The sequence below is a fragment of the Bacillus mesophilum genome, assembly GCF_008923265.1.
GTDB classification, from domain to species: Bacteria; Bacillota; Bacilli; order Bacillales; family Cytobacillaceae; genus Cytobacillus; species Cytobacillus mesophilum.
This window is the reverse complement of the sequence record NZ_WBOT01000002.1, coordinates 439400-465778: the sequence shown is the minus strand read 5'-3', so window position 1 is coordinate 465778 and position 26379 is coordinate 439400. Positions and strand designations below refer to the sequence as shown.

Annotated in this window: 30 protein-coding genes; 24 read left to right on the top strand and 6 right to left on the bottom strand. The window is 38.0% G+C overall.

All coding sequences use genetic code 11. The features are described 5' to 3' along the window. The first annotated feature begins 224 nt into the window (after positions 1-224). The 7 genes from F7732_RS07215 to F7732_RS07185 all read left to right on the top strand — a co-directional run bounded on the left by F7732_RS07215 (position 225) and on the right by F7732_RS07185 (position 6428). Positions 225-860 carry a DUF4912 domain-containing protein gene (locus F7732_RS07215; protein WP_151573240.1) on the top strand — a complete coding sequence of 212 codons (636 nt, stop codon included), beginning with the start codon at positions 225-227 and terminating at the stop codon, positions 858-860. A 3-nt stretch (positions 861-863) separates the two neighbouring features. Continuing rightward, a complete protein-coding gene (locus F7732_RS23000; protein WP_240056559.1) occupies positions 864-3122 on the top strand; it encodes a glycosyltransferase in 2259 nt (752 codons plus the stop codon). A 19-nt stretch (positions 3123-3141) separates the two neighbouring features. Then, a complete protein-coding gene (locus F7732_RS07205) occupies positions 3142-3774 on the top strand; it encodes a hypothetical protein (protein ID WP_151573238.1) in 633 nt (210 codons plus the stop codon). A 56-nt stretch (positions 3775-3830) separates the two neighbouring features. Beyond that, positions 3831-3980: a 50S ribosomal protein L33 gene (rpmG, locus tag F7732_RS07200; protein WP_066443624.1), complete on the top strand. Its 150-nt coding sequence runs from the start codon at positions 3831-3833 to the stop codon at positions 3978-3980. A gap of 88 nt (positions 3981-4068) precedes the next feature. Beyond that, positions 4069-4647: a 5-formyltetrahydrofolate cyclo-ligase gene (locus F7732_RS07195; RefSeq protein ID WP_240056558.1), complete on the top strand. Its 579-nt coding sequence runs from the start codon at positions 4069-4071 to the stop codon at positions 4645-4647. Further along, entirely contained in the window at positions 4640-5431 is a 792-nt protein-coding gene (locus F7732_RS07190) for a DUF92 domain-containing protein (protein ID WP_151573237.1), read from the top strand. Before F7732_RS07195 ends, F7732_RS07190 begins: the two co-directional genes overlap by 8 nt. Positions 5432-5474: 43 nt before the next feature. Further along, entirely contained in the window at positions 5475-6428 is a 954-nt protein-coding gene (locus F7732_RS07185) for an L-lactate dehydrogenase (RefSeq protein WP_151573236.1), read from the top strand. A 57-nt stretch (positions 6429-6485) separates the two neighbouring features. On the opposite strand, the gene F7732_RS22825 is transcribed toward F7732_RS07185, so the two are convergent. Further along, positions 6486-6662, bottom strand: coding sequence for a hypothetical protein (locus tag F7732_RS22825; protein WP_192913001.1), 177 nt, complete (start codon positions 6660-6662; stop codon positions 6486-6488). Between the two features lie 310 nt (positions 6663-6972). On the opposite strand from F7732_RS22825, the gene F7732_RS07180 reads away from it, so the two are divergent. The 8 genes from F7732_RS07180 to F7732_RS07145 all read left to right on the top strand — a co-directional run bounded on the left by F7732_RS07180 (position 6973) and on the right by F7732_RS07145 (position 16721). Continuing rightward, entirely contained in the window at positions 6973-8514 is a 1542-nt protein-coding gene (locus F7732_RS07180) for a rhomboid family intramembrane serine protease (RefSeq protein ID WP_151573235.1), read from the top strand. A gap of 98 nt (positions 8515-8612) precedes the next feature. Continuing rightward, positions 8613-10103 carry a spore germination protein gene (locus tag F7732_RS07175; protein ID WP_420837678.1) on the top strand — a complete coding sequence of 497 codons (1491 nt, stop codon included), beginning with the start codon at positions 8613-8615 and terminating at the stop codon, positions 10101-10103. A 294-nt stretch (positions 10104-10397) separates the two neighbouring features. After that, positions 10398-10610: a YqgQ family protein gene (locus tag F7732_RS07170; protein ID WP_151573233.1), complete on the top strand. Its 213-nt coding sequence runs from the start codon at positions 10398-10400 to the stop codon at positions 10608-10610. 4 nt (positions 10611-10614) lie between these two features. Then, a complete protein-coding gene (locus F7732_RS07165) occupies positions 10615-11580 on the top strand; it encodes an ROK family glucokinase (RefSeq protein ID WP_151573232.1) in 966 nt (321 codons plus the stop codon). 257 nt (positions 11581-11837) lie between these two features. Then, positions 11838-13694 carry an LTA synthase family protein gene (locus tag F7732_RS07160; RefSeq protein WP_151573231.1) on the top strand — a complete coding sequence of 619 codons (1857 nt, stop codon included), beginning with the start codon at positions 11838-11840 and terminating at the stop codon, positions 13692-13694. A 116-nt stretch (positions 13695-13810) separates the two neighbouring features. Continuing rightward, positions 13811-14998 carry a M14 family metallopeptidase gene (locus F7732_RS07155; RefSeq protein ID WP_151573230.1) on the top strand — a complete coding sequence of 396 codons (1188 nt, stop codon included), beginning with the start codon at positions 13811-13813 and terminating at the stop codon, positions 14996-14998. Between the two features lie 229 nt (positions 14999-15227). Beyond that, positions 15228-16388 carry a YqgU-like beta propeller domain-containing protein gene (locus F7732_RS07150; protein WP_151573229.1) on the top strand — a complete coding sequence of 387 codons (1161 nt, stop codon included), beginning with the start codon at positions 15228-15230 and terminating at the stop codon, positions 16386-16388. Positions 16389-16406: 18 nt separating this feature from the next. Continuing rightward, a complete protein-coding gene (locus tag F7732_RS07145) occupies positions 16407-16721 on the top strand; it encodes an MTH1187 family thiamine-binding protein (protein WP_151573228.1) in 315 nt (104 codons plus the stop codon). Positions 16722-16766: 45 nt separating this feature from the next. On the opposite strand, the gene F7732_RS07140 is transcribed toward F7732_RS07145, so the two are convergent. Next, positions 16767-16940: a DUF2759 domain-containing protein gene (locus F7732_RS07140; RefSeq protein WP_066443657.1), complete on the bottom strand. Its 174-nt coding sequence runs from the start codon at positions 16938-16940 to the stop codon at positions 16767-16769. A 415-nt stretch (positions 16941-17355) separates the two neighbouring features. Here F7732_RS07140 and F7732_RS07135 point away from each other — a divergent pair, with 415 nt between their 5' ends. After that, a complete protein-coding gene (locus tag F7732_RS07135; protein WP_151573227.1) occupies positions 17356-17991 on the top strand; it encodes an MBL fold metallo-hydrolase in 636 nt (211 codons plus the stop codon). A gap of 164 nt (positions 17992-18155) precedes the next feature. On the opposite strand, the gene F7732_RS07130 is transcribed toward F7732_RS07135, so the two are convergent. Together F7732_RS07130 and F7732_RS07125 are read right to left on the bottom strand one after the other, a co-directional pair. Continuing rightward, on the bottom strand, positions 18156-18401 hold the full coding sequence (locus tag F7732_RS07130) for a DUF2626 domain-containing protein (protein WP_066443663.1): 246 nt from the start codon (positions 18399-18401) through the stop codon (positions 18156-18158). An 82-nt stretch (positions 18402-18483) separates the two neighbouring features. Further along, the gene (locus F7732_RS07125) at positions 18484-19185 is read right to left on the bottom strand and encodes a helix-turn-helix transcriptional regulator (RefSeq protein WP_151573226.1); all 702 of its coding nucleotides are present in this window, start codon (positions 19183-19185) and stop codon (positions 18484-18486) included. A 203-nt stretch (positions 19186-19388) separates the two neighbouring features. On the opposite strand from F7732_RS07125, the gene comGA reads away from it, so the two are divergent. The 8 genes from comGA to F7732_RS07090 all read left to right on the top strand — a co-directional run bounded on the left by comGA (position 19389) and on the right by F7732_RS07090 (position 23635). After that, positions 19389-20459, top strand: a complete 1071-nt coding sequence (gene comGA, locus F7732_RS07120; RefSeq protein ID WP_151573225.1) for a competence type IV pilus ATPase ComGA — start codon at positions 19389-19391, stop codon at positions 20457-20459. After that, positions 20443-21477, top strand: a complete 1035-nt coding sequence (gene comGB, locus F7732_RS07115; RefSeq protein WP_240056557.1) for a competence type IV pilus assembly protein ComGB — start codon at positions 20443-20445, stop codon at positions 21475-21477. The genes comGA and comGB overlap by 17 nt, the downstream gene beginning before the upstream one ends. Further along, positions 21477-21794 (top strand): competence type IV pilus major pilin ComGC, encoded by a 318-nt coding sequence (comGC, locus tag F7732_RS07110; protein ID WP_151573224.1) that lies wholly within the window; start codon positions 21477-21479, stop codon positions 21792-21794. The genes comGB and comGC overlap by 1 nt, the downstream gene beginning before the upstream one ends. Beyond that, entirely contained in the window at positions 21791-22231 is a 441-nt protein-coding gene (comGD, locus tag F7732_RS07105; protein WP_151573223.1) for a competence type IV pilus minor pilin ComGD, read from the top strand. Before comGC ends, comGD begins: the two co-directional genes overlap by 4 nt. Then, on the top strand, positions 22215-22535 hold the full coding sequence (locus F7732_RS22555; RefSeq protein WP_161598842.1) for a hypothetical protein: 321 nt from the start codon (positions 22215-22217) through the stop codon (positions 22533-22535). Before comGD ends, F7732_RS22555 begins: the two co-directional genes overlap by 17 nt. Beyond that, entirely contained in the window at positions 22483-22959 is a 477-nt protein-coding gene (gene comGF, locus F7732_RS07100) for a competence type IV pilus minor pilin ComGF (protein ID WP_240056582.1), read from the top strand. Before F7732_RS22555 ends, comGF begins: the two co-directional genes overlap by 53 nt. Beyond that, a complete protein-coding gene (comGG, locus tag F7732_RS07095) occupies positions 22956-23336 on the top strand; it encodes a competence type IV pilus minor pilin ComGG (RefSeq protein ID WP_151573221.1) in 381 nt (126 codons plus the stop codon). Before comGF ends, comGG begins: the two co-directional genes overlap by 4 nt. 113 nt (positions 23337-23449) lie before the next feature. Next, a complete protein-coding gene (locus tag F7732_RS07090; protein ID WP_151573679.1) occupies positions 23450-23635 on the top strand; it encodes a YqzE family protein in 186 nt (61 codons plus the stop codon). A 60-nt stretch (positions 23636-23695) separates the two neighbouring features. Here F7732_RS07090 and F7732_RS07085 read toward each other — a convergent pair whose 3' ends face one another. Together F7732_RS07085 and F7732_RS07080 are read right to left on the bottom strand one after the other, a co-directional pair. Then, positions 23696-24493, bottom strand: coding sequence for a YqhG family protein (locus F7732_RS07085; RefSeq protein WP_151573220.1), 798 nt, complete (start codon positions 24491-24493; stop codon positions 23696-23698). Then, positions 24480-26156 (bottom strand): DEAD/DEAH box helicase, encoded by a 1677-nt coding sequence (locus tag F7732_RS07080; RefSeq protein ID WP_151573219.1) that lies wholly within the window; start codon positions 26154-26156, stop codon positions 24480-24482. The genes F7732_RS07085 and F7732_RS07080 overlap by 14 nt, the downstream gene beginning before the upstream one ends. Between the last annotated feature and the right edge of the window lie 223 nt (positions 26157-26379).

Here is a 26379-nt window from a genome sequence, read left to right as displayed (position 1 = left end):
GAAAGAACTTCTTTTTCCAACCTAATAGATTTTTGTTAAAAATATTTTTGTATATATAGTATGCCTTGAGTGCCTATCATACAATTCCCGACAAATTCCGTTCATTGCTGGTGTGCTTGTTGGATGATAACATTAACTTACAAAACAAAATTAATAGAAATCAAAATAAATTCAGTTTTTCATATAGTAAACATTCTAAGTGAGAATGAGAGTGAGGTGCAAAAATGATTGAAGACATTATTGCGTTAAAACGAAGCGGATTATCCTTCCGTAAAATTGCAAAAGAACTTAATACATCAGTTGGAAAGGTACAATATCAGTGGGTAAAGCTAATCAATCACAAAAAAGGTGAAAAGGATATAAAGATTGCAGACGATCAGCAGACATTTGAAAGTTATATAAATAATAACTATTTATCCATGTCCTTGATTTCGCCTCAGCAAGTGTTTTTATATTGGGATGTATGTGACAACACCAGAGAACTTGTAAAGCAGTATTTTTATTTAAACGACTTAAACCTTGTTATAAGGTTAAACGACGTCACCTGCATCATTTATGATGGTTCTAATGCCCACTCAACTACTGAGATTGGAATCACGGAGAAGGATTCCCATTGGATCATCTCTGAATTAAAGGCTAATCATTGTTATGTTGCTGAAATTGGCATAATGTTTTCAGATACATATTTCTTCCCTATTGTAAGGTCCAATTCTATTCATGCCCCAAGAAACAGTATGGAGCAGACTGGACACCTAGGTCATGATGTTCAGCAATTTCTGCTTAACTGTAAAGAAATGCCAAAATGGGTTGAGCATGTGAGCACATATAGCTATTACGAAAAGGAAACGAAGGTGAATTAAATGATGGACAAGCAGCCAATTATGATCATACTTCAGCCTGATGTTCATTATTATCCCAAGCAGGTGGAATACTGGGCGGACTTATATCCCTTCGTAAATAAGCTTCTGCGGCTGTTTCATCATTTGGAGAAAACTAAACACGTTGTAAGCGTCCAGATCGCTTTATCGTCTTCTTATTACCAGATTTTTGCGAGTCCTGAATTTCAAAAAGAAATGGACAGCTACTTAAAGCAAGATCAAGAGGTACTCCAGTATTGGCATGTTGTTGATAAAAATATTAATAAGCTCATATCAGCATTGCTGCTAGGAAAGAGCATACAAGTTTTAGCCACTTCAACAGGTATCCTTCCTTATACAACAACCTCTGTTGGAACACAGCTGCAGATTAGAGATAGTTTAACTTGTTTGCAGAAGCACTTGCAGATTAAACCAGAAGGATTTTGGTTTCCTTACGGAATGTATGCACCTGGACTAGATTTATTCTTAATGGACCATGGGTTTTCTCATACTTTTATAAGCTCTGAAACCATAAAATTTGCTGATCCCCCACCCATCCATGAGGGAAGAAGGATTGTAAAGTCACCTCATGGTTTAACGATACATCCTATTCATACTGATTTTTCAGAGCAATTCAGCAATCAAAAAATAGAGATGAAAGATTGGTTGGCTCAAACTTCTGCTTCTTCTGAAGAAGCAGTGATCTATTCCGATATTTCTACTCTCCTGGCACGATTGGATGAACTTGAAAAAAAGAATCTTATTTTACAAGAAAGTGAAAGAGAAAACCTCTCTCAAACCGAAGAGAATGTTCACTTGTGTCAATCGTTTCTGCCAGAAGTGACTCCGCATTCTCTATTTTCGAAAGATTTGGCATATTCGTGGACATATGTTCACAAAATGGAGCAATTGGTTGAGAGAAACTCCTTATACCATAAGGGAGAATCAATAATGGATGAGCTTATTGAAGAATGGCTTGACGCAACTGGAAGAATTTCAACAGGTCTCACTATAGATAAGAACTCTTACAAAAAGTTTTATCCTTTAAAAGATGAGCATTTGGAAAGGAAGGAACAAAAGAGAAAGGTTCTTCTGCTATCTTGGGAATATCCTCCTAATCTTGTTGGCGGTTTGGCAAGACATGTTGGTGCCCTGGCAGAAAACCTTGTAAAGATAGGTTTTGAGGTTCATGTCCTTACAGCTAATACAGGAGAACTTCCTGAAATAGAGGCAGTAAACGGAGTCTTTATTCACCGTGTAGAGCCATTAAATAGCAGAGATCCTGATTTTTTAAGATGGATTGGCGGTTTGAATCTGGCAATGGAAAGAAAAGCAAGAGAGTTACGCTTCATCCATTCCTTTTCATTAATACATGCGCATGATTGGCTGGTTGGAGCTTGTGCAATGAGTCTAAAAACGCTGCTGAATATTCCCCTTGTTACGACCATCCACGCAACGGAATCGGGCAGAAATGGCGGAATTTTTACGGAGATGCAAAGCTTTATACACAAAAAGGAAAAACAGTTGATTGAACACTCAGAGCACATCATTGTCTGCAGTGTATATATGAAAAATGAAGTTATTGATTTGTTTCAGTCTTCTGAAAATAAAATGACGATCATTCCAAACGGCGTAGAACATGTATCTCATCATCAGACAAAATACTCTACTATCGGAATGCCTTTTGTGCAGGAAAACGGAAGACTTATCTTTTCCATTGGAAGGATGGTACAGGAAAAGGGATTTGAAACGATTATTGATGCAGCGAATGAGCTTTGTGCAACTTTTAAGGATATTTATTTTGTTATTGCAGGCAGAGGTCCGCTATTAGAAGAATATCGCAGCAAAGTGAAAGAGTATAAACTGGAGAATCATTTTTATTTTCCTGGCTTTATCAGTGACCAGCAGCGTGCAGAGTTTTTCTCAATGTGTGAGATGGCTGTATTTCCAAGTAATTATGAACCTTTTGGGATTGTGGCTCTTGAAGCAATGGCTGCAGGAAAGCCAATTATCGCTTCAAATACAGGGGGATTAAAAGGGATCGTGCAGCATGGTACTACTGGTTTATTGATGAACCCAGGTGATCGGGACAGCCTGATAGACCAAGCATCTTTCCTTCTGGCGAATAAAGAAGAAGCCCGCACACTCGGAATAAATGGAAAGAGAGTAGCAGACAGCCTTTTCAGTTGGAATCGTACAGCTGAATTGACGAAGCGTGTATACGAAGAAATATTGATTGAAAGCAAAATGGTTATACAAAAATAAAGAAAATAGGTGTCCTGAAATGAATACAAATTCTCTTAGAATAACAGATCATGATCCTCTATTTGAAAGTGTTAATAGAAAACTGAGAATGTTGCCTGGCATTAGGGTCGATGGAGTCACCTATTGGCTAAACGGAGGGCTTCAGCAGACACTCCATGAGATCGGCTTATCGATTCATGTGAAAGAAGTGCACATTCACTCAAAGGTTCGCTATTACAAAGTGTATGTCACAAACCATTACCCTTTTTCAAGGAAAGTAAATGTATTGCTTCAATATAGACACGAAACTCATTCGAGAGAACATGTTTCTTTTGTTTCGCCTGTTGATAACCTTGTATACCATTTGGCTGATCAAACTGTTTACTTAGTTAACGGGTTTCTGGAGAATGAAAAAATGAGCGAATGTACTATCCAGCCTTATTGGAATATTCATACTGATAATATTTGGGCGGAATCAGCCAGCGGAAAATTAAAATATCTCCCGATGGTAAAAGGAAATGCAGTCAGTCTGTATACAAGAGAAATTGAATTTGACGGAAGGCAAACTTGTGAAGGCGAGTCTTGGATAATTAGCGGCGGCAGCAAAACTGAATTACAGAACTTAAATTCTGTACTTTTAAAAAACACACTAGCATTTCAAACTAAAAAGTGATATTATAGAAAAGTCGTATGAACGAACTAGTCATCTATAGTTTGGAGGGAAATTACATGCGTGTGAATATTACGTTAGCTTGCACAGAATGTGGAGATCGTAACTATATTTCTAAAAAAAATAAACGAAACAATCCAGATCGTCTTGAGCTTAAGAAATATTGCCCAAGAGATAAGCGTTCTGTTACACATCGTGAGACAAAATAAGCAGCGGGATCATTCCTGCTGCTTTTTTTGTATGTAAAAAAACACTAGAGCGTACAAATGAAATAGCAGATAAAAGGAGGACAGGAGGATGGAACTGGATCAGCAAAAAAAAGATTTACGCAAGTATATAAAAAATACTCTTGCCCAGTTAACAGAAGCTCAATATATGCAGCGTTCTGAAATCATTGCTCATAAACTCTTTCAGCAGCCGGCATGGGAGAAAGCATCAAGTATAGGCATTACCATTTCTCTTCAGCCAGAAGTCGATACATATGCAATAATCAAAAAAGCATGGGAGGAAGGAAAAACGGTCTCTGTTCCGAAATGTGAACCAAAAGAGCGAAAATTGATATTCCGTACCATTACAGATTTTAAACAGCTGGAACGAGTTTACTTTCAATTGTTAGAGCCCATTGAAGCACAGACAAAGGCAAAAAAAGCGGAAGAGATGGATTTATTAATTGTGCCTGGTCTTGCCTTTACTGCAAGCGGTGATCGCCTAGGTGTAGGGGGCGGATATTATGATCGCTTTCTGTCCTTTTATGGAGGTAAAACCATTGCGCTTGCATTTGATGAACAAATCGTGAGAACTTTGCCAGTCGATGTGTACGATCAGTCTGTTATGCAAATAATAACGGATGCGAAGGTTTATAATTCAAATGTCTAATGTATTTATTCTCATCTTCATCATTCTCGCCGCTTCACTCGGCGGGTATAGGTTAAAGGTTCTTTCTTTTTCAGGTAGCATATGTGCTGTTGTCGTAGGGATTAGTATTGGCTGCAGCTTTGGTTATAAAGGTTTGCTGATCCTTGGTTTGTTCTTTCTTTCATCTAGCATCTTGTCTCTTTTTAAGAAGCAAAAAAAAGCGGCGATAGAGGAAATTGTACAAAAAGGCTCCAATCGGGATTGGCAGCAGGTTGCCGCAAATGGCGGGGGTGCTGCCGCTGCCAGTCTGCTTTATTTGCAGAATTCTAATGAAGCATGGCTGATTGCTTTTTTAATTTGTATAGCAAGTGCCAATTCGGATACATGGTCATCAGAAATTGGTTCTCTCAGTAAGCAAGCACCTTTATCAATTAGAACATTCAAAAAGGCACAGGCAGGTACATCTGGAGCAGTTAGTGTTTTGGGTACACTTGCGGGTATTGCAGGTTCATTTGTCATTGGGTTAGCTGGTTTACTTTTATTTGATCTGGAGTTAGCTGGCTTCTGGCTTGTCTTTTTATTTGGATTTATAGGCAACATACTCGATACAGTAATGGGAGCCTATTTCCAAGCTGTTTATGTATGTAATGTTTGTGGAAAACAAATGGAAAAGACTGTGCATTGTCAGACAAAAACGCTACTGCAAAAAGGGTCTGCGTTTCTTAACAATGATTCAGTAAACTTTCTATCAGGATTTATTGCCGCTCTTCTAGGTTTAATATATTTTCAATTTACAAATAGTTAATAATAAACTGATACAATAATTGAAATAGTAAGGAGGAGATATCGTGTCAAAAAGAGTGAATCGGGTAGCATTAATTGGAACTGGATTTGTCGGATCCAGCTATGCTTTTGCGATGCTGAATCAAGGAGTAACAGAGGAGTTAGTGCTTATTGATCTGAATAAGGAGAAGTCAGAGGGAGATGCCATGGATTTAAATCACGGCCTGCCTTTTGCTCCTTCTCCTACAAATATTTGGTATGGAGATTATTCTGATTGCCGAGACGCAGATATTGTTGTGATTTGTGCTGGAGCCAATCAAAAACCTGGCGAAACCCGTTTGGATTTAGTAGAGAAAAATACGAAAATTTTTAAAAGTATTGTAGACCAAGTGATGAACAACGGCTTTGACGGCATTTTCCTTGTTGCAACCAATCCTGTTGATATTCTCACTTATGCGGTTTGGAAATATTCCGGATTGCCAAAGGAAAGAGTCATCGGATCAGGCACTATTCTGGACACTGCTCGTTTCCGCTACTTGCTTGGAGACTATTTTCAAGTGGACTCCCGAAATGTTCATGGCTATATCATAGGAGAGCATGGGGATACAGAGCTTCCGGTATGGAGCCATGCAGATATTGCCGGTAAAACGATCGCTGATTGGGTGAAAAAGAAAGAGCAATATAAGCAAGAGGATCTGGATCAGTTATTTTTAAATGTAAGGGATGCCGCCTATCATATCATAGAACGCAAAGGGGCAACCTACTATGGCATTGCTATGGGACTGGTTAGGTTAACAAAAGCTATTCTGCAAAATGAAAATTCTGTCTTGACGGTTTCCGCTTACTTGGACGGCAAATACGGACAAAGTGATGTGTACATTGGGGTTCCTGCTATTGTAAATAGAAAGGGAATACGTGATGTAATCGAACTTCACTTAGATCAAGATGAACAAGAGAAGTTTACACACTCTGCCGAAGTGCTTAAGAAAACGATGAAACCATTCTTTTCAAACAATTAATAATGATAGAAAAAAGAAAAAGGCCGCTCTGGCCTTTTTCTATTAGAAGATTACAATCTAACGGAAGACCGAATTCATCATGCGATCGCGCATTCCGGGCATATTTAGAAAAGACCCGACAACAAATCTGCGCAGCCATACATTGCTTAAGACAAAGTTTAATAATCGATAGCGATTTTGAAAAAATAAATAGCCGCTAAGACCAATAACAAAGATCGAAACCAATTTTCCCATGATCCAACCTCCTGTTTTTTTTATTAGTTTGAATGAAAGACAGCATTTTTATCCAAATTTCTTCCTGAATTTATAAAAAGACACATAAGGGTGATATTGCTTTACAATTCAAAGTGTTTTTTTCTATAGTTAAAGGATAAGTTATCCGTAAAGATACAAAATTAAATTAATGCAAACGCACACGCACACGAAGGCAGCATGCAGCCTGTTCTTTTAGAAGCTGTATCGAAAAGCTGGATCAAACCTATCTTACTAGCCTTGTCTAATGTGTGTTTTTTTCGAAAAGTTAATATAGAGTGGTGGAGATCTTATGCAAGAAGAGTATATGTTTTGGAGATTAGCATGGTATTTTATTTCAGATCATGATTTTCGCATTGTTCAGTTAGGGGAAGGCGATAAAGAACTGTGGCTTGAAAAAATGGAAAATAAACAGCTGCAGGTGATTCGATTGCTGCGGTATGATCTTGACTGGAGCAGCTGGATGGAAAGGGATATTGAACATACAGCTGCAAATGGTGAAAGAATTAGAAAGCAGCTGGCGAAAAAGCAATTAGGCATTTTAAATATTTATGTTTCCCCTTACCCTCCTGTTGATGATTATGAATATCGTTTGGAGGCACCGTTTCAACTCCAGGAAGGCAGTAAAACAGAAGTTACAACAATGATTATGGCTCCAGTTCTTTATGAAAAAGAAACAGCAAAGCTTAATAGCTTATTCTCTTCTCCATTTGACATTCCTGCAGAGATACATACCGAGCCTGAAGAAATAGAGAACCTTAAGCAAAAAACGCTGTCAGGAGCAGTTAAAAAGGAAAAGGAAGAACAAGCTGTTTTTCGGGCTGGAAAACCTCTGTTCACCTATGCTTTTATCGCTATTCAAGTTCTTATGTTTCTTTTACTCGAATGGAAAGGCGGCAGTACAAACACTTCCACTTTAATTCAATATGGTGCAAAGTTTAACCCGCTCATTCTTGAAGGGGAATGGTGGAGGTTTTTCACTCCCATTGTTCTGCATATTGGCTTGGTGCATTTATTAATGAATACACTTGCATTATTTTATTTAGGTGCTGCAGTGGAGAGAATTTTTGGCAGCATACGCTTTTTGCTGGTTTATTTGATTGCTGGTTTTTCCGGCACGCTGGCCAGCTTTATTTTTAGCGACGGTCTTTCTGCAGGAGCGAGTGGAGCCATTTTTGGCTGCTTTGGTGCATTGATTTATTTTGGCTTTATGTATAAAGAATTATTTTTTAGAACCATTGGGATGAATATCATTGTGGTATTGGGAATTAACCTTGTACTGGGATTTGTGATACCAGGAATTGATAACGCAGGCCATATTGGCGGTATGATTGGAGGCTTCCTCGCCGCAGCGATTGTCCATCTGCCTAAAAAGAAGAATTTGCGTTTGCAGGTGCCTGCATTGCTCTTAACAGCGATGCTCTTTGGTGCACTTTTATGGTACGGATTTAGCGATCATTCCAAAGTGGTCGATGAACAATCTTTAATGATTGCTGCAAGAGAATATATTGATGCGGGAGAACATGAAAAGGTCATAGAACTGTTAGAAGATCCTGCACAGTCAGAAGACGCATCAGCTAATGTGTTGTTCCAGCTGGCCTATGCTGAGATTCATACAGGAAAAATTACAGAAGCAAAAGAGCATCTTCAGGGTGTTATAGAGAAAAATGATCAATTTCATGAAGCGTATTATAATTTGGCTTTGATTTATTTAAACGAAAATAATGTTGCTGAAGCAAAGGAGCTTGTGACACGGGCGGTTGAATTGGAAAATGATGAAGAGTTATATACAAATCTCTTAGAGCAAATCAATCAATATGAAACCGGAAACTGATTACATTGCTAAAAAAAATCCTCATTTTATCTAATCATACCAGGAGATGGTATGATTTTTTTTCTGTATGTCAATGCTGATGAATATATGCATTGAAAATGCTGGAAAATCATATTGAGGTGGAGAATTTGGAAGAAACAAAGAAAAAACAAGTTTCTGCTAATCTTAAAGAAAACATCGCATATTTAAAAGAAGCTTTAGGAGTAGAGAAGAGCTTTGATATTATTCAGCTTGATGTGGAATATGCGGAAAGGGAAATGGCGCTTTATTTAGTGGATGGATTTGTGAAAGATGATATTCTCCATTATTTAATGAAAATGCTCTCTGGCCTTGATCCAAAACAGCTGGAAGGCGATACATTATCTAAATTAGTTAAAACGTATATCCCATATGTAGAAGTTGAGACAACAACAGATCTTGATGCAGCTATAAGTGCTGTACTTGCAGGGCCAACCGCACTCGTTGTCGATGGAGTTCCGGAAATTATTTTAATCGATGCTCGTACATATCCTGTAAGAGGGCCGCAGGAACCTGATACAGAAAGAGTGGTCAGGGGATCAAGAGATGGATTTGTTGAAACACTTGTATTTAACACAGCCTTAACAAGGAGAAGAATTCGAGACAAAACCTTGCGGATGGAATATATGCAGGTGGGCAGACGATCAAAAACTGATATCGTAGTTAGTTATATTGAGGATATAGCAGATCCTGCGATTGTAAAAGAAGTAAAGGATGCTTTAGCCAAAATTGATACAGATGGACTGCCAATGGCCGAAAAAACAATCGAGGAGTTTATATCTGGAAGGCATTGGAATCCCTATCCTCTCGTGCGTTATACGGAAAGACCTGATACGGCAGCCACCCATTTATACGAGGGACATGTCTGCATTATTGTCGATGGTTCACCAAGCGTCATCATTACACCAACTACGTACTGGCATCATTTACAGCATGCTGAAGAATACCGCAATAAGCCATTGGTTGGAGCCTATTTACGCGCTGTACGATTTTTAGCTGTATTTGCGTCCCTTTTTTTGCTGCCATTATGGTACTTACTTGCTGTAAAACCGGAGTTAATGCCAGCTGGACTTCTCTTTTTGGTCCCAGAGGATACAGGTCATCTACCATTGCTGCTGCAATTTCTGCTAATTGAAACAGGCCTTGATATGCTTAGGATGGCAGCAATTCATACCCCTTCCTCCCTGGCAACAGCACTGGGTTTAGTTGCAGCATTAATGATTGGTTCTGTTGCTGTTGATGTGGGTCTCTTAATTAATGAAGTGGTATTGTACTTAGCAATCGCAGCAATTGGAACATTTGCAACGCCAAGCTATGAGATGAGTCTTGCAAACCGGCTGATTAGAATAGGACTCTTGCTCATGACAAGCTTATTTCATGAATATGGATTCATAATCGCGATCGTACTGCTGATCATTATGCTCTCTAGAATGAAGTCATTTGGCGTACCTTATTTTTGGCCGTTTATTCCTTTCAACCTGCGAGCCTTCCGGGATGTCCTAATCCGCTCCCCTATTCCTTTAAAAAATAGAAGACCACGGATGATCCATCCAAAAGATCCTGACAGATAAATACAAGGATGAAAAAAACTTCTCTTTTAAATAGGAGAAGTTTTTTTACGTTTGTAAGGATAGAAAGGGCACCTTTACGTTGAAAAAAGTATATAGCAGCTGATTCTAACCCTTGAGAGGACAGTAGCTTTCGATTATACTTTAAGTTGGGCAGCAAAGGCGGAACTTGGCTTATTTAAGATCCTTCTGTCACGAAATGGCAAGATAACATTATTTTTATGTTTTTATTCAGATGAAGTTCTTTCAATTATGCAAATGTTTAAAGCGCTTCACTTTTCCAGTAAAGGAGCAACTATGAATACGATTTATGATGTTCAGCAGCTGCTGAAGAAATTTGGCATCTTTGTTTATATAGGAGATCGTGTCGCTGATTTGGAGTTAATGGAAGCAGAGATACAAGATTTATATGACTCCTTGCTAATAGAACCGCAGCAATACCAAAGTGCGATTTTGCTGTTAAGGCATGAAGCACAGCTATTAAAAGAGAAGCAGCAGAAGGGTGAGTAGGGTTATGGAGAGATGGTTGATTGGAGTAGATTTAGGAGGCACTTCTACCAAACTGGCACTGTTAAATACATATGGAGAAATTCAGCATAAGTGGGAAATTCCGACTGATAATAGTGAAGAAGGAAGAAACATTACCGTAAATATAGCTAAAAGTATTGATGAGAAGCTTGAAGAATGGAGTATTGAAAAAAGCCAGGTCCAAGGGATTGGGATGGGGGCACCAGGACCAGTTGATCTTGATGCAGGAATTGTATACCATTCTGTAAACTTAGGGTGGCAAGATAACTATCCGGTAAAAGACTTGCTTGAAGTTGAAACAGGTCTTTCTGTTGTGGTAGATAATGATGCAAACTGTGCAGCTCTGGGAGAGATGTGGAAGGGTGCAGGCAATGGCGGTAAGGATCTTGTTTGTGTTACGCTTGGCACCGGTGTTGGCGGCGGAGTTATTGCCAATGGGGATATTGTACAAGGTGTAGCAGGATCAGGGGGCGAAATTGGCCATATAACAGTTATCCCAGAAGGCGGTGCTCCATGTAACTGCGGCAAAACAGGCTGCCTTGAAACGATTGCATCTGCAACAGGAATTGTTCGACAGGCGACCGAAAAAATCAAAATCAATGAAAATATGGAAAGTGAGCTGCTCTCGATTTATCAGACTGCTGGAGCTATTACAGCAAAAGATGTATTTGATACAGCACGAAGCGGAGATAAGCTTTCATTGGAAGTGTTAAAGGAAACAGCCTTTCACCTTGGTTTTGTTCTCGCAAATATTGCGAATACCTTAAATCCTGAAAAGATTGTATTAGGAGGGGGAGTTTCGAAAGCAGGAGATATTTTATTAAAACCTGTTATTGAACACTTTCAAAAATACGCTTTTCCAGGAGTCAGAAATACAACAACAATTGATTTAGCCATTCTGGGAAATGACGCAGGTGTTATTGGTGCAGCTTGGCTGGCAAAAAATAAATAATATATAACAGAAAAGCGCCTTTTATCAAGGTGCTTTTTTTTGCAGGTCATTTTACTTCATATTGAACAGGAATGTATAAAAGCCTGGAGGTTCCTATTTATTTTAATAAATGATGTAATATTCGAAACTTTTCAAGGTCTCAAACGTCTATTAATTAAGCCTTTTTTTACATATTAATATTTGCGAAAAAACTGCACAGTATGGAAAAGCCATTAAATTATATGTGATCATTTTAAATGCAAGGAGGTCTGCATAATATGAGCAAAATAAAAATGCCTGCAATTTCGATTATCTCAATTGCAGTATTCTTACTTTGGATCAAAACATATATCGTTTATAAAACTAGTTTTGATATACAGATTGATAACTGGAAGCAGGAGTTAATCCTGTTTATAAATCCATTGAGTTTTTTGTTAATTGTTTTAGGTATTGGCTTGTTTTTTAAAGAGAGGACAAGAAATATTTATGTATTAGCATCAAGCTTCCTGATCTCAGTTGTTCTTTTTGCAAACGTTGTCTTTTACCGATTTTATAATGATTATATAACACTTCCTGTTTTGTTTCAGACAAGCAATATGAGTGACCTCGGCAGCAGTGTGAATGAACTCCTTCGTTTTAGTGATCTTCTTTATTTTACAGATGTTGTCCTAATAGTTCTTATCATTCTTTTAAAACCAAAATTTGCATTATATAAAAAGTATACGAAGATCAAAAGGGCAGCTTTTTTTATTGCAGCGGCAGCACTTGCTTTCTTTAATATTGGCCTGGCGGAATCACAATGGTCAGATCTTCTGACCCGCACCTTTGATCGAGAAGTGCTTGTGAAAAATATAGGAACATATAATTATCATGTATATGACTTGTTTTTGCAGACAAAGTCTTCTGCACAGCGTGCAATGGCTGATGGAAGTGAACTTGCGGATATCGATAATTATATACATGCTGGCTATGACCTCCCAAATGAACATTTATTTGGAGCAGCTAAGAATAAGAATGTTTATCTGATTGCGATGGAATCTGTCCAAAGTTTTGTGGTTAATCAGAAAGTTAAGGACCAGGAAATTACACCATTTTTAAATGATTTTATAAAAGAAAGTTACTATTTTGATCAGTTTTATCATCAGACCGCACAAGGCAAATCGTCTGACTCTGAGTTTTTAATTGATACATCATTGTACCCGCTGGATCGGGGTGCCGTCTTTTTTACACATTCAGGTAATCAATATGAAGCAATGCCTGAGATACTGAGAGATCATGGATATACAACAGCTGCTTTTCATGCTAATAATAAAAGCTTTTGGAACCGTGATATTATGTATAGCGCATTAGGATATGACCGATTTTATTCATTGCCATCTTATGAGGTGAATCAAGATAACTCTGTAGGCTGGGGGTTAAAAGATATTGAATTCTTTGAGCAATCTATTGAGCATATAAAAGAAATTCCATCACCATTTTTGGCTAAGTTTATTACTCTTACAAATCATTTCCCCTTTGAATTAAAAGAAAGTGATCAGCTGATTGAATCCTATGCATCAGGGGATAGTATTGTAGATAATTACTTTCAAACTGTCCGTTATACAGATGAAGCGGTTAAGACTTTTGTTCAAAAGCTGAAGGATGAAGGCTTATATGAAGATTCGATCATTGTGCTTTATGGTGATCATTACGGATTATCAGAGCACCATAATAGCACATTGAGTGGATTTTTAGGTAAAGAAGTTACTCCGCTCGTAAATATGGAGCTGCAGCGAGTACCGCTGGTCATTCATATTCCTGGCCAAGAGGGGAAAACGATCTCATCAGTTGCTGGTCAAATTGATGTAAAACCAACACTGCTCCATTTACTTGGGATTAATACGAAGAATGGCTTCAATTTTGGTTCCGATCTTTTTTCAGAAACTCGTTCTCAGTTTACGGTGCTGAGGGATGGCAGTTTTATATCCGAAAAATATGTCTATACGCGGAATACTTGTTATGATCAAACCACAGGAGAACAGGTTGGAGAAATAGAGTGTTCACCATTTATTGAAGAGGCCAAACGTGAGCTTGAATATTCAGATTCTATTATAAATGGTGATTTGCTTCGATTTTATCCAAATAAACAGAAATAGAAACCTATCCGCTTAAGGCACTTGACCTCATAAGCAGTGCCTGCACCAATGGTTGTTCATAGTCATTTTTCTTCTCTTTCTTTCATACAGTATGAATGATGAAAAGGGGGAGTAGAATGAAGATCATTGTTCGTTCAGGTGACTCATTATGGTACTATAGCCAGCTGTTTATGGTTCCGTTAAATTTAATTATTGATTCTAATCCGAATATAAATCCATCTGCTCTGCAAATAGGGCAGGAAATTCAAATCCCTGGTTTTTCGATAGAACGTTATACAGTCAAAAGAGGGGATACATTTTGGAAATTAAGTGCAGGACGGCATCTTTCTGCAGATGCATTATTATTGCTGAATCAAAATATCAATCCAAATCAGCTCGTTATTGGATCAGTAATTAATTTGCCTAAAAGAATGATCACTCCGTCGCTCAATCGGCGCATGAATTATACATTTGAATCCCTGCAGACGGATTTGACTTCCCTGAAAGAAGTTTTTCCTTTTATACAAATAAACACAATCGGAAATAGTGTTCTTGGGAAGCCTATACAAGAAATAAAAATAGGCACTGGTCCTAAGAAAGTGCAAATTAATGCTTCCTTCCATGCAAATGAATGGATTACAACGCCCATTTTAATGGCTTTAGTTAACAATTATTTACTTGCTCTCACCAACATGCGCCCGATTAGAGGATTAAATGTGCTGCCATATTATCAGAATGTCAGCTTATCCATTGTACCAATGGTTAATCCTGATGGTGTTAACCTAGTATTGAAAGGACCTCCTGCCGAGATGAGTGAACAGGTTCTGCAGATTAACAATGGCAGCACAGATTTCTCAGGCTGGAAAGCCAATATCCGTGGGGTAGACTTAAATAATCAATATCCAGCTAAATGGGAAGTGGAAAAAGAGCGCAAAGAAGAAAAATCGCCTGCTCCAAGAGACTTTCCAGGAACTGCACCATTAACAGAGCCTGAGGCTATAGCGATGGCAGAGTTTGCCCGTGAAAATCAATTTGACAGAATGCTTGCTTTTCATACACAAGGAGAAGAATTTTATTGGGGATACGAAGGGCTGGAACCCCCAGAATCTCAAGTCATTGCAGATGAATTTGAACGAGTCAGCGGATATACATCCGTACAGTATATTGACAGCTTTGCAGGGTATAAAGATTGGTTTATTCAAGAATTCCGCAAGCCAGGATTTACAATTGAGTTAGGAAAAGGCATTAATCCGCTGCCATTGTCCCAGTTTGATGAAATATATGAAGAGGTGCTGGGGATCTTTCTAGCTTCATTATATATGTAATTAACGCTTGTATTTTGGGGAGGAAGGACAGTATAATAGCTTGAAGTCCTTATTACTCTAGTCCAGTTAAGCAAATAAACAAGGGTATACGGACACAAAAACTATAATCGCAGTTAGTACAAAAAGCCGATTTCGGCTTTTTGTTGTTTTTTTAAAATATTTTTGAAATAATTGAAACATTTTTAACATATTTACGTACAAATTAATAGTGGATTAAGGGGGAAAGAAGATGAGCGGTAATCAGGGGCAAAAGGCGAGAGGCTTTTTAACATCTACATATCTGTATAAGGGCTTTTTTCTGATGCTGGCTTTTTCTCTTCTTCTTTTGGCAGGCTGTCAAAAAGACGATGACAGCGAATTTGAAAAAGATGGCGATGCAGCGCCGGAAAATACAGTAGAGTCTAAGCAAGAATTGGTTCCTATAGAGGTGAATGACGGGCAATTTTCAGGAATTAGCGGCTGGCTATCGAATGAAAAAGTTGTTTATACCGTATCAAAAGGCAACACTTCTGATATCTATGAATATAACATTTATTCAGGTGAGAAATCATTATTGTTCACATCAGAGCTGCCTATTGTAGATGTTTTAATCAGTCCAGACAAAAAGAACCTTATTATACACACATCCGTTTCTACGTATGAAGGACTGCTGACGGTTATTGATCTGCAAGGCATGGTCCTGAATACGCAATCTTTGACTGCTGCTGAACTAACCTATACATGGAATCCTTATGATACAAATATGATTCTCATTTCTGCTTTTTCAGAGGATTGGACTTTTACTCCTTATTTAATGAATATCGAAGAAGAAAGCTTAAGTGAATTGTCTTTAAATGAACCCTTTGTGCATTGGCTTAATAGCGAAGAGATAGTATATCTTGACTGGAGTTCAGAAAATCCAGCTCTTTTTGCACCCCTTGTTAAGCATTCAATTTTTAATGATCAAAATGAAACAATTCTTGATCGAATTTTTCAAGTAAAGAGATTTGATCAAGGAGTTATGACGATATCTGCTGAAAATGGTAAAATGGACGAAGCGGTCTATACGTTTATGACAGAACAATTTGAAGTATTATCCTCCTTTTCTGTCCCACAATTAACGAACTATTCAGATTGGCTAATTCCTTACTCTGACTTCATTGGGAATGAATCTTTCCTCTCTTTTCAGCCTTTACATAGCTCTGAGGCAGATTTATATCAGAATGGATTTCAGCTAATCAACACAAAATTGAGCAGCGGAGAAAAGGAAATCCTTCTCGAAAACGCAGATAATGAGCCGCTCAGCTGTTCACCTGATGGAAAAGCCTGTCTGTATGGTTATTATTTTGAGAAGCTGATCCACTTGGAGAGCGGTGAGATTATTTCTTTAATGAAAGAGGAAATTTTATAAAAAGGGGACGTAATGCATATGGCAATAGTTGATGTAACAGTCATTCCAATTGGAACGAAAACACCAAGTGTAAGCAAGTATGTGGCAGAAATACAAAAAATCCTTGCCTCCTACCAGGAAGCCGGGAAAATTCATTTTCAGCTGACACCAATGAATACCATTATTGAAGGGGATCTTCCAGTATTATTTGAAGTCATTCAAAAAATCCATGAAGCACCTTTTCAGCATAATATTGAACGGGTTGCTACTAATATTCGAATTGATGATCGTCGTGATGTTCAAAGGAAGATGGAGGATAAGGTAAAGAGAGTTCAGTCTTTATTGGAAGAATAAAAAGAAGAGGGTTGCCATTGTGGCAATCCTCTTCTTTTTAATGTCTTAGTGTACAGCAGGATACCCGCTATTGATTAAAGTCATAACCGCGAACCAGCCAAAAACAGCCAGTGTTCCTCCGCCAAAGACAATTCCAAGTAAATTTTTGTTTTTTAGTGCACTAATTGTTCCAAACAGTGCCAGCAGTGCTGTTAAAGCAAAAATGATTACAAGTCCCATTCAGTTAACCTCCTTTATGTTTTTGCAGCAGGCAAAAGCCTTGTACAGTTTTACTATGTACTCTTTTTGTGCCATGGCTAAACGTTTATAATTTCTTCCATGTATTCCAGTGAAGAAAGCGTAGATTAAACGTTTACAAAACGGCAATGGCTGACTGCATTTTTAAGAAGTATTTACCTTACTATCAATTTGCATTCGTTATTATTTTATAAGTTTTTCGAGAATTTGTCGAGGTCTAAAAATGACACTTATTTGTCTTTAGGGGCAATGCATTATGTCACTTTAAGAAGGATTTTAAGTTTTATTGGCATGTAAGGCTAATGAGGAGCATTAATTACTGCATGCTTCTCTTTAACATCTTGTATGATCTAGTGTAAAATGAAGGGAACAAACGGACTAGATGGAGGTAGAGAACATGAAATGGCATTGTATTCCTTTAGGTGCTTTACAGACAAATTGCTATGTCTTGGCTATAGACAATCAAAACTGTTTAATTGTAGATCCAGGCGGAGATGCTGAAAGGCTAATCAGCTTTGTGAATGAAAAAAAATATCAGCCACAGGCGATCTTACTGACACATGCTCATTTTGATCATATTGGTGCCCTTGATGAGGTGCGTGATTACTTTGATATTCCTGTCTATATACATGAACAAGAGGCCGGATGGCTCTTTGATCCATCTCTAAACGGCTCCCAATTTTTTCAAATTGGCACATTGATACGCATGAAGCCGGCAGATCATATTCTTACAGAAGAAAAACATATGCAAATTGGCGACTTTAAGTTCCAGTTACTTGAGACACCTGGACATTCACCTGGCAGTGTGACTTTTTATTTTCCAGAATCATCAATTGCTGTTTCAGGGGATGCTCTTTTTCAAGGAAGTATTGGAAGGACAGATTTGCCGGGCGGCAACCATGCACAACTGATAAAAAGTATTCATGATAAGCTTTTGGGACTGCCTGAAGAAACAATTGTACTATCAGGACATGGACCTGCTACGACGATCGGAGAAGAAATGGATTCTAATCCATTCTTAAATGGATTTTAATCGAGGTTAGCTTACTGCAAATAAAAAAACGATGAAATCATCATCGTTTTTTTATTTGTGCTTTTTAAATTAAAGAAGCTAGAACAAAAGCAATAACGCACGGTAATCATCGAAGCTATTAGTGCAGTTTGCCGATTACATTGCTGCGCACTAAGTCAATCTGATTAGTGGCCGCCTGAACCCGGGATCATCATAAATGTTGACCAGTACGTAAACCCAACGAAAAACACTGTTAAATAAGCTCCAAATACATAGATATACATACGTTCGGAAAGCTTTAAATAGCTTAGAAGCAGGAAAAATCCTGTTTGACCGAAAAAGATTAAGGACGTAGTATACATGTCGCCTACATAGAACATTATAGCGAATATGCCAGTCCAGAATCCCAGTACTCTGTACATACGATCCATATGTATCCCTCCTTTAAAACGCATACAATTGCATACGATCTTATTATAAGGTAAATGTTAGATAAAAGTAAATAACATGTTATCAGTTTGTCAAGACCGTCTGATAAGAGCAAAAATCACAGCCTTTAAGCATATTGGATTTTTCCATTAGCTCCACATCCGGAAAGACAGATGAAAACATTCCATTTAAGAATTCATAATGCATGTGACAGACTGACTCGGGATGTGCTGCAGCAATTTCCTTAAACGGACAATTGTAAACTTGAAAATAAACAGATGTTCCATCTTCATTGACTTCAAATTCAGGATGAAAGCCAGATATCGTTGCTGCGTTTTTAATCAAGTTCAACTTATGATCAAAACTGGATATGCTCATATTGCTGTGTGGACGCTGATTTTCCTGATCCATTAATCGCTGGCCAAACTTTTTGCCTGTCACATATAAGGCAGCTTTGCCTGCTTCTCCAAGGGACATTAGGGTTTCAAGTGCAATCTCTGAAAGGAGCTGGTAATCTCTGAAAGGGAATTGAAGCTGAATAACTTCATCAGATAGGCGATATAGTCGGCTTGGACGTCCGCCTTTTCCGGTTTTCTTTGTTTCAGAAATAATCATATTTACATCTTCGAGCTTTGATAAATGCAGTCTTGCTACGTTTGGATGAATGGAAAAATTGTCGGCAATCTCCTGAACCGTCACATCACGATGTTTTTCGGAGATATATTGATATATATAATAGCGGGTTGGATCAGATAATACATTCGTGATCTTTAATGTTTGTTCCACTAGAATTCACCTCAGACTGAGTATTTATTCCATTATAATACAGCCATTTGAGGTAAACACTGTTTTCACCATAAGTTTAGAAAATGTTCACATCTTCACGTTTTTTGGAGAATGTTGAAAAAAATTCAAGAAAAAAGAAGGGAAAGGCAGAAAACTGTCGAAATTTATTACCATCCTAAATAAGAAGGTGGTGTACAACAGCGGTGAGCAATATCGAAAGGCTCGCAGAAAGTATTATCCGTGATGCTGTCCAAAAACAGGCGACAGATATTCACATTCTTCCCCGCAAAAACGATACATTGATTCAGTTTCGCTTAGCCAGCAAACTGATTCCCAGATTTCATTTGCCAAGAGAGGATTGTGACCGTCTCATCTCTCATTTTAAATTCACTGCATCCATGGATATCGGTGAAAAGAGACGTCCGCAAAATGGAGCCAGCTCTTACACGATGAATGGTTATCAGATTGGCTTGCGCTTTTCCACTCTTCCTTCCCGTTTTTCAGAAAGCCTTGTTATCCGCATCCTTCCCGCACATCAGAATATTCCTTACTATCACATTTCATTATTCCCTGAGACGACAAGAAAAATGCTAGCACTATTAAAACATGCTCATGGACTGATTATTTTAACAGGTCCTACAGGCAGCGGCAAAACAACAACCTTATACTCACTCCTCAACGAAACCTCACATATTTACAATCGAAATGTAATCACATTAGAAGACCCAATAGAGAAAGAAAATGATCAGGTTATGCAAGTGCAGGTAAATGAAAAAGCAGGAGTTTCTTATGCCACCGGTTTAAAAGCCATTTTACGCCATGATCCGGATATTATTATGGTTGGAGAAATTAGGGATGCTGAAACTGCGCAAATAGCGGTGCGTGCTTCGTTGACGGGACATTTAGTATTAACAACGATGCATACAAGAGATGCACAGGGAGCGATTGTAAGACTGCAGGAGTTTGGGGTGAGTTTACTGGAAATTCAGCAAACCCTGATTGCTGTTACAGCTCAGCGGCTAGTGGAGCTGATTTGCCCTTATTGCGGCGGAGAGTGTTCTCCTTATTGCTTGAGTTATGGTCAGTTAAAACGTGCTACTATTTTTGAACTTTTAACAGGCAAAGCGCTGCATAGTGTCATCAATCATATGAATGATGGGGGAACATTTGTTGAATATCGGACATTGAAGGATCATATCCGCAAAGGAATTGCCCTTGGATTTGTTAAGGGATCGGAGTATGAACGGTGGGTGATGGATGATGCAAAAGAATAAATGGAGCCTTCAGGAACAGGGGCTGCTATTAAAATGGATTGGTGACCTCTTGAAAAGAGGTTATCCATTATCAGAGGCGATTGAGTCAGTCACTCTGCACCTGCCGCTTCACAAAAGGTCGGCAATGGAGCTATGTCTACAAGAATTACGTGAAGGTTATTCCTTATATAATGCCTTCTCAAAGCTTAAATTTAATGAAGATGTCATTGGGTATGTTTATTTTGCAGAGCAGCATGGCGGATTGGCAGAAGCGTTTAGAGATGGAAGTGAGATGATTTTAAAGCGGGATGAAAATTGGCAAAAACTCAAGAAGCTGCTTATGTATCCTATTTTTTTAATATTGGTTACGATTGTACTGTTTTTGTTTGTTATACAAATCTTGCTTCCTAAGTTTTCATCCTTGTTTCTGTCATTGGATTTGGAGGCTAATTTTTTCACAAATATTGTATCTGGATTCGGTAACTTATTTCCTATTATGCTGAGTGTGACCTTCCTTCTAGTCATTGTGCTCCTATGTTATTATTCCTTTCGCTTTAAACGTTTAACGTATTTAAAGCAAAAGACTATAATCTCCTCTATTCCAGTGTTCGGGGTATTTTTAAAACTATTCTATTCACATTATTTTTCAGTACAGCTTCATTATTTGCTGCAGGCAGGATTGTCTGTATTTGAGGCCCTGCAGCTATTCGAAAAAAATGAAAAGCAGCCACTTTATCAGGAGCTGGGTTATGAATTGCAGAGCGGCTTATTAAGAGGGGAAGCACTTGAAGTGTTAATTCAAAAGTATTTTATTTTTGACTTTGAGCTTTCCCGAATCATTGCACATGGACAGAAAAACGGAAAGCTGGCAGAGGAGCTTGCTTTTTTTGGCGAGCACTGCATGGAGAGATTGGAAGAAAAGGTGGAAAAGACAATTAAAACGATACAGCCGATCATTTATTCTTTTATTGGGTTTCTGCTTGTTTCTATGTATTTGGCGGTTTTATTACCAATGTTTCATTTAATGGAGGGATTTTAATGTTAAAAAATCAGCGTGGTTTTACTCTGATTGAAATGATGATTGTTCTGCTGGTGATATCTGTATTATTAATTATCACAGTACCGAATGTAACACAGCATAATTCAAAAATTAATTCTAAAGGCTGCGATGCTTTTGTTCAAATGGTGCAGGCTCAAGTCCAAGCATACGAATTGGATGAAAAGAAATTGCCGGCAACCATTCAAGAGCTTGCTGATAAAGAATACTTAAATGAAAATCAGCTAACATGTCAAAATGGTGATGAAATAATCATTTCCGCTGATGGAGAAGTATCATCCAAATCGCCTTCATCATGAAACTTCATACTGAGTCTGGTTTTACTTTAATCGAATCATTAATCGTATTCTCTATTGTATTAATTATCCTAACAGCTTCAGTTGTAAAAATCAGTCCAATGACATACACACTTTTAGAGAAGCAGTTCTTTTCTCAGCTAAAATCCGATCTCCTCTTCGCTCAAAGCTACGCTATTTCTCACCAAAAGCAAATCCGCGTGTATATTCAGCCTGAAAATCATATGTATTATGTAATAGAAAACAGTGAAGAAATTCTATTCAGCAGACAATATTCCAAAGATATTTCCATTCAAGAAGGGAGCATGGACTTGTATTTTTCCTTTTTGTCTGATGGGAATGTCAATCAATTTGGACAGTTCTATATTTTCTTCAATGAAAAGAGCTTTAAGATGACCTTTTTAATCGGGAGAGGACGATTTTATGTTGCGGAAATGTGATGGCTTTATTCTAACAGATTTGTTTTTGTCCCTCTCGGCTCTCTTTCTTATTGGTGCGCTATTAATGCCATTACTATCAAAAATTTATGAGTCACAGCAGAATGTTCAAATCCATCATATAGCTGTCAAGCTATTATATGAAAGTTTGATGGAAAGTGAGGCTGCAATGATGTCTCCTCGTTCGGAAACCTTTTTGAAAGATGGTGTGGTATACAGCCTCATTTTAAATAAGGGGGAGGTGTGTGTATTTTATGAAAGGAACGGCGAAGCTGCTGGGCAAGTATGTGAATCAATCGACCAATGAAAAAGGATTTACAATGCTTGATGCTCTATACGGTTTTACTGTTTTTCTGCTCATTATGAGCTTAATTCCCTTGACCATGAATCATATTATTCAAAGTTCCGAGACAAATAAGATCATTGCCAAAATGGAGTGGAATATCTTTATTCAGCAGCTGAAAAAAGAAGTGCGCTTATCAGAAGGAGGAATTGAGGTTGCAAATGGAAAATTGATTGTGAGAAAGAATCAGCAGCAAATCAGCTATGAAAAATACGGAAGCAATATTAGAAGGCGGGTTAATGGAACTGGACACGAAATTGTAATGCAAAATGTGAGAGATGTAACATACGAAGAACAAAGAAAAAGTTTGGTAATTAGAATGATAGATACAAAGGATGAAACACATACCAGTCTAATAACACCTTTTATTACAGGAGCATCTCAATGATCAGAAATAAGAACGGGTTTACGTATCCGCTTACGTTAGCGTTATTGCTGTTAGTGTCGTTTCTGCTTACATTGCTTTTAGAATTATATTTAAATGAAAAACGGATCATTGTAGAAGAAAACGCACTTCTGCAGCAGGAATATTATTATTTTCGTACTCTCCATCATGTTGAGGAATTATTGCAGACGGAGAATTACAATATGAATGGTGTTCTTGCTTTTAATCATGGACGAGTTGCCTATCATACAGAACAGATGAACGATAATCAGCTCAGAATAATATATGAACTGAATTTGGAGGATGAATATCAGCTTACAGCTTATAGTTTTTATGATCAGGATACAAAGCAGATGACAAGATGGATAGAGCGGAATTAGCCACTATTTCCCGGGAAAGATGGTTCAGCTGTTTAGAAAAATTGGACGTGGACATACTTGTTACTATATGGGGAACAATTTGCACTATTTATTTCTGCAAAGAAGGTGACAAAATGAAATCCAATGACTATGTGAAGTTTATGACAGAAACCTTTGTTAAATATATGGATCAGCCAAAAGATGAACGGAAGAAATATAGGCAGCAGAAGAAGGTTGAAAAAGAACCCTTTTTATTTCGCTGGTTTGGTGTCATTCCGTATGTGTTTTATTATGGATTGAAAACGAAACGGAAAGATTAGTATTAAAGATAGAATTTCATAAAAAAGCAAGAATGCCATAAACAGCATTCTTGCTTTTTCTTATGAAACTGCATGATCTGTTAAATAAAACAATCCTCCATTGACCATTGATATTGATATTTTTGGTTCGTATTGCTCCTGCAGTGCTTTTTTTTCAATTTCATAGCTGTCGGCTTTTTCTTCCTCATCCTCATAAAAATGTTCGAGCAGATCAAGATCCTTGCTCCACCGTTCTCTCGCTTCTTCTGCCCATGTATGGTCTTCTTGAAGAATGCTGTTTTGCAGGAAACCCGCGACTCTCGTCATTCCGCTTTTGGGCATGATGATAGGCGAAAGCGTGAAAGAATAGTCAGGGATTTTTGGTGTTAAGTTCATTGTTAGCAGCTTATCATGAAAGTTTTCAATCATTTGGCCATTAATAAGCTGCAGTCCAATGGATTTAAAGATATCTTTTTTACGGTCACATTGATACGAAATACGGACGTTCATCCCAAGCCATGGGCGCAGCGGTATTTGGGTCCCATTTTGATGCTGATGGTTTTCATATAGGCGGATATAGCCTGCTAAGCTTCTGGCTGATTGGAAAATTTGATGCAAGCGAGGGGAGCCAAAATGGATGACCTCGCCTTGCATATTTTCAGGTGCCAGCATTTTATTTGTGATTAATGTTAGCTGCATAGGATTTGGTATTCCGCCTGTTTTCTCAAGATAATGCCAATAAAACGGCCTGTTCATTAACTCTTTATCAAGCTCAATCGTCAGCTGTACTCGTAAAAAACCAGGACCCTGCTCAATTATTGCGCATTCATTGGCCTGAAAGTATTTAACGAGGAAACTATGTATTTCATGTTGCTGCATGTATATTCCCTTCCTTCATATCTTCTGCGAATTGGATCATGCTTGTGAGATTGTCCATTTTAATCTTCATCTCGCCTTCAGAAGAAGATTTTCCAAAGATATCAAGCAAATGATCTTCAATATTGCCAAACTCAAGTTTCGTCAGGATATCGTCCAGTTCGCCAACCACCTTCTCAAACAGGTGTATCTTTTCATGAAGAAGCTTTAGAATATGTTCCTCTACCGTATCTTTAATGGCAAAGTTATAGATCATAACATCCTTTTCCTGACCAAGGCGGTGAACACGGCCGATCCGCTGCTCAAGACGCATTGGATTCCAAGGAAGATCAAAATTGATCATATGATTACAGAATTGAAGGTTAATTCCTTCTCCGCCGGCTTCTGTCGCAATAAGGACTTGCGCATGTTTTTGAAAAAGCTCTCTCATCCAGTCTTTTTTGCCCCGTTTAAAGCCGCCTCTAAATGGAACTGATGTAATTCCATGCTGCTTGAGATACCATTGCAGGTAAAGCTGTGTTGAGCGATATTCGGTAAAAATAATGACTTTGTCGTTAATTTTTTGAATTAATTCAAGTGCTTTTTCTGCTTTTGAATTTTTATCAACCGCTTCGACGATGGAGACCAGCTTTTGTATGCTGCCTTGAAACTGAGCAGATGGATTTTCTTGTTTGGTCAGCATGTTTCTGAGGGTGTAATAGACAGCTTCTCTGCTGCTGCATGCCTCACGCTGCAAAGTCATGATAGAGAACTGGCTGGATGACATTGTTTCATCTGAGCGAATAGCGGATACAGCATCATATAAGGCTCTTTCTTTTTCCGAAAACTCAATGGGTATTGTTTCCACATGCCTTTTTGTCCATTCAATGCCTGTATCTGCTCTGCGGTTGCGGATCATGACTTTATTGACGAGTTCCTTCAAATGATCATGGTCATCCAGCGAACGTGCGTCCTTCTTATACTTCTCATAAAAGGCAGCTTCATTGCCTAAATGCCCTGGTTTCAAGAGTGAAACAAGATTAAAAATCTCGCTGATTCTATTTTGAATGGGTGTTGCTGTCAGCAGTAAACAAAATTTCTTCTTTAAGCCCTGTACAAATTCATAGTTCTTTGTTTTATTGTTTTTCAGTTTATGAGCTTCATCGATAATAATGAGATCATAATCAAGGTTATTAATAATATCCCGGTGGGGATTTCGTTTAGCTGTATCAATCGAGGAAACAACGACATCACATTGCTCCCAAACATAGCTTTTTTTCTGGGCAATAGCAGGAATGAAAAATTTACTGTTCAGCTCGATTGCCCATTGAGAAACAAGGGAAGCCGGGACTAGAATCAATACTTTCTTCACAAGCCCGCGAATCATATATTCTTTTAGTATTAACCCTGCTTCAATCGTTTTGCCCAAACCGACCTCATCAGCAAGAATTGCTTTGCCATTCATATTTTCTACAACCTGCTTGGCGACTTCCAGCTGATGGGGAAGCGGCGTTAAATTCGGAAGATGCTCAGGTGCCTGCAAGCCTTCAAATTCCGGAATGGTTGTATGATTCTCCACCTCAATTGCTAGTTTGTAAAGTTCCCAATTCCCCCAGGGTCCATCAGAATCAATTCTCTTAAAAAATTCTTCTTCCCATGATGAATCAAACTCAATTTGCACAGACATAAAAATGATTCTCTCCTTTCAGATGAAGCAAAGATGCAGAACATAAATATATGAGAGTATATTCGCGAATATTTAATTATGTTATGTATTAAATGTTCGTGTTTTGCTATTAATATTTGTTAGGATGTCTATAAATATGAATATAATTAAGAGATTACGGATGATTTTCTTATTTCTTCTGATAAAAATTGTTGCTCAATTTACATGGAGGTGTTAGGATGTA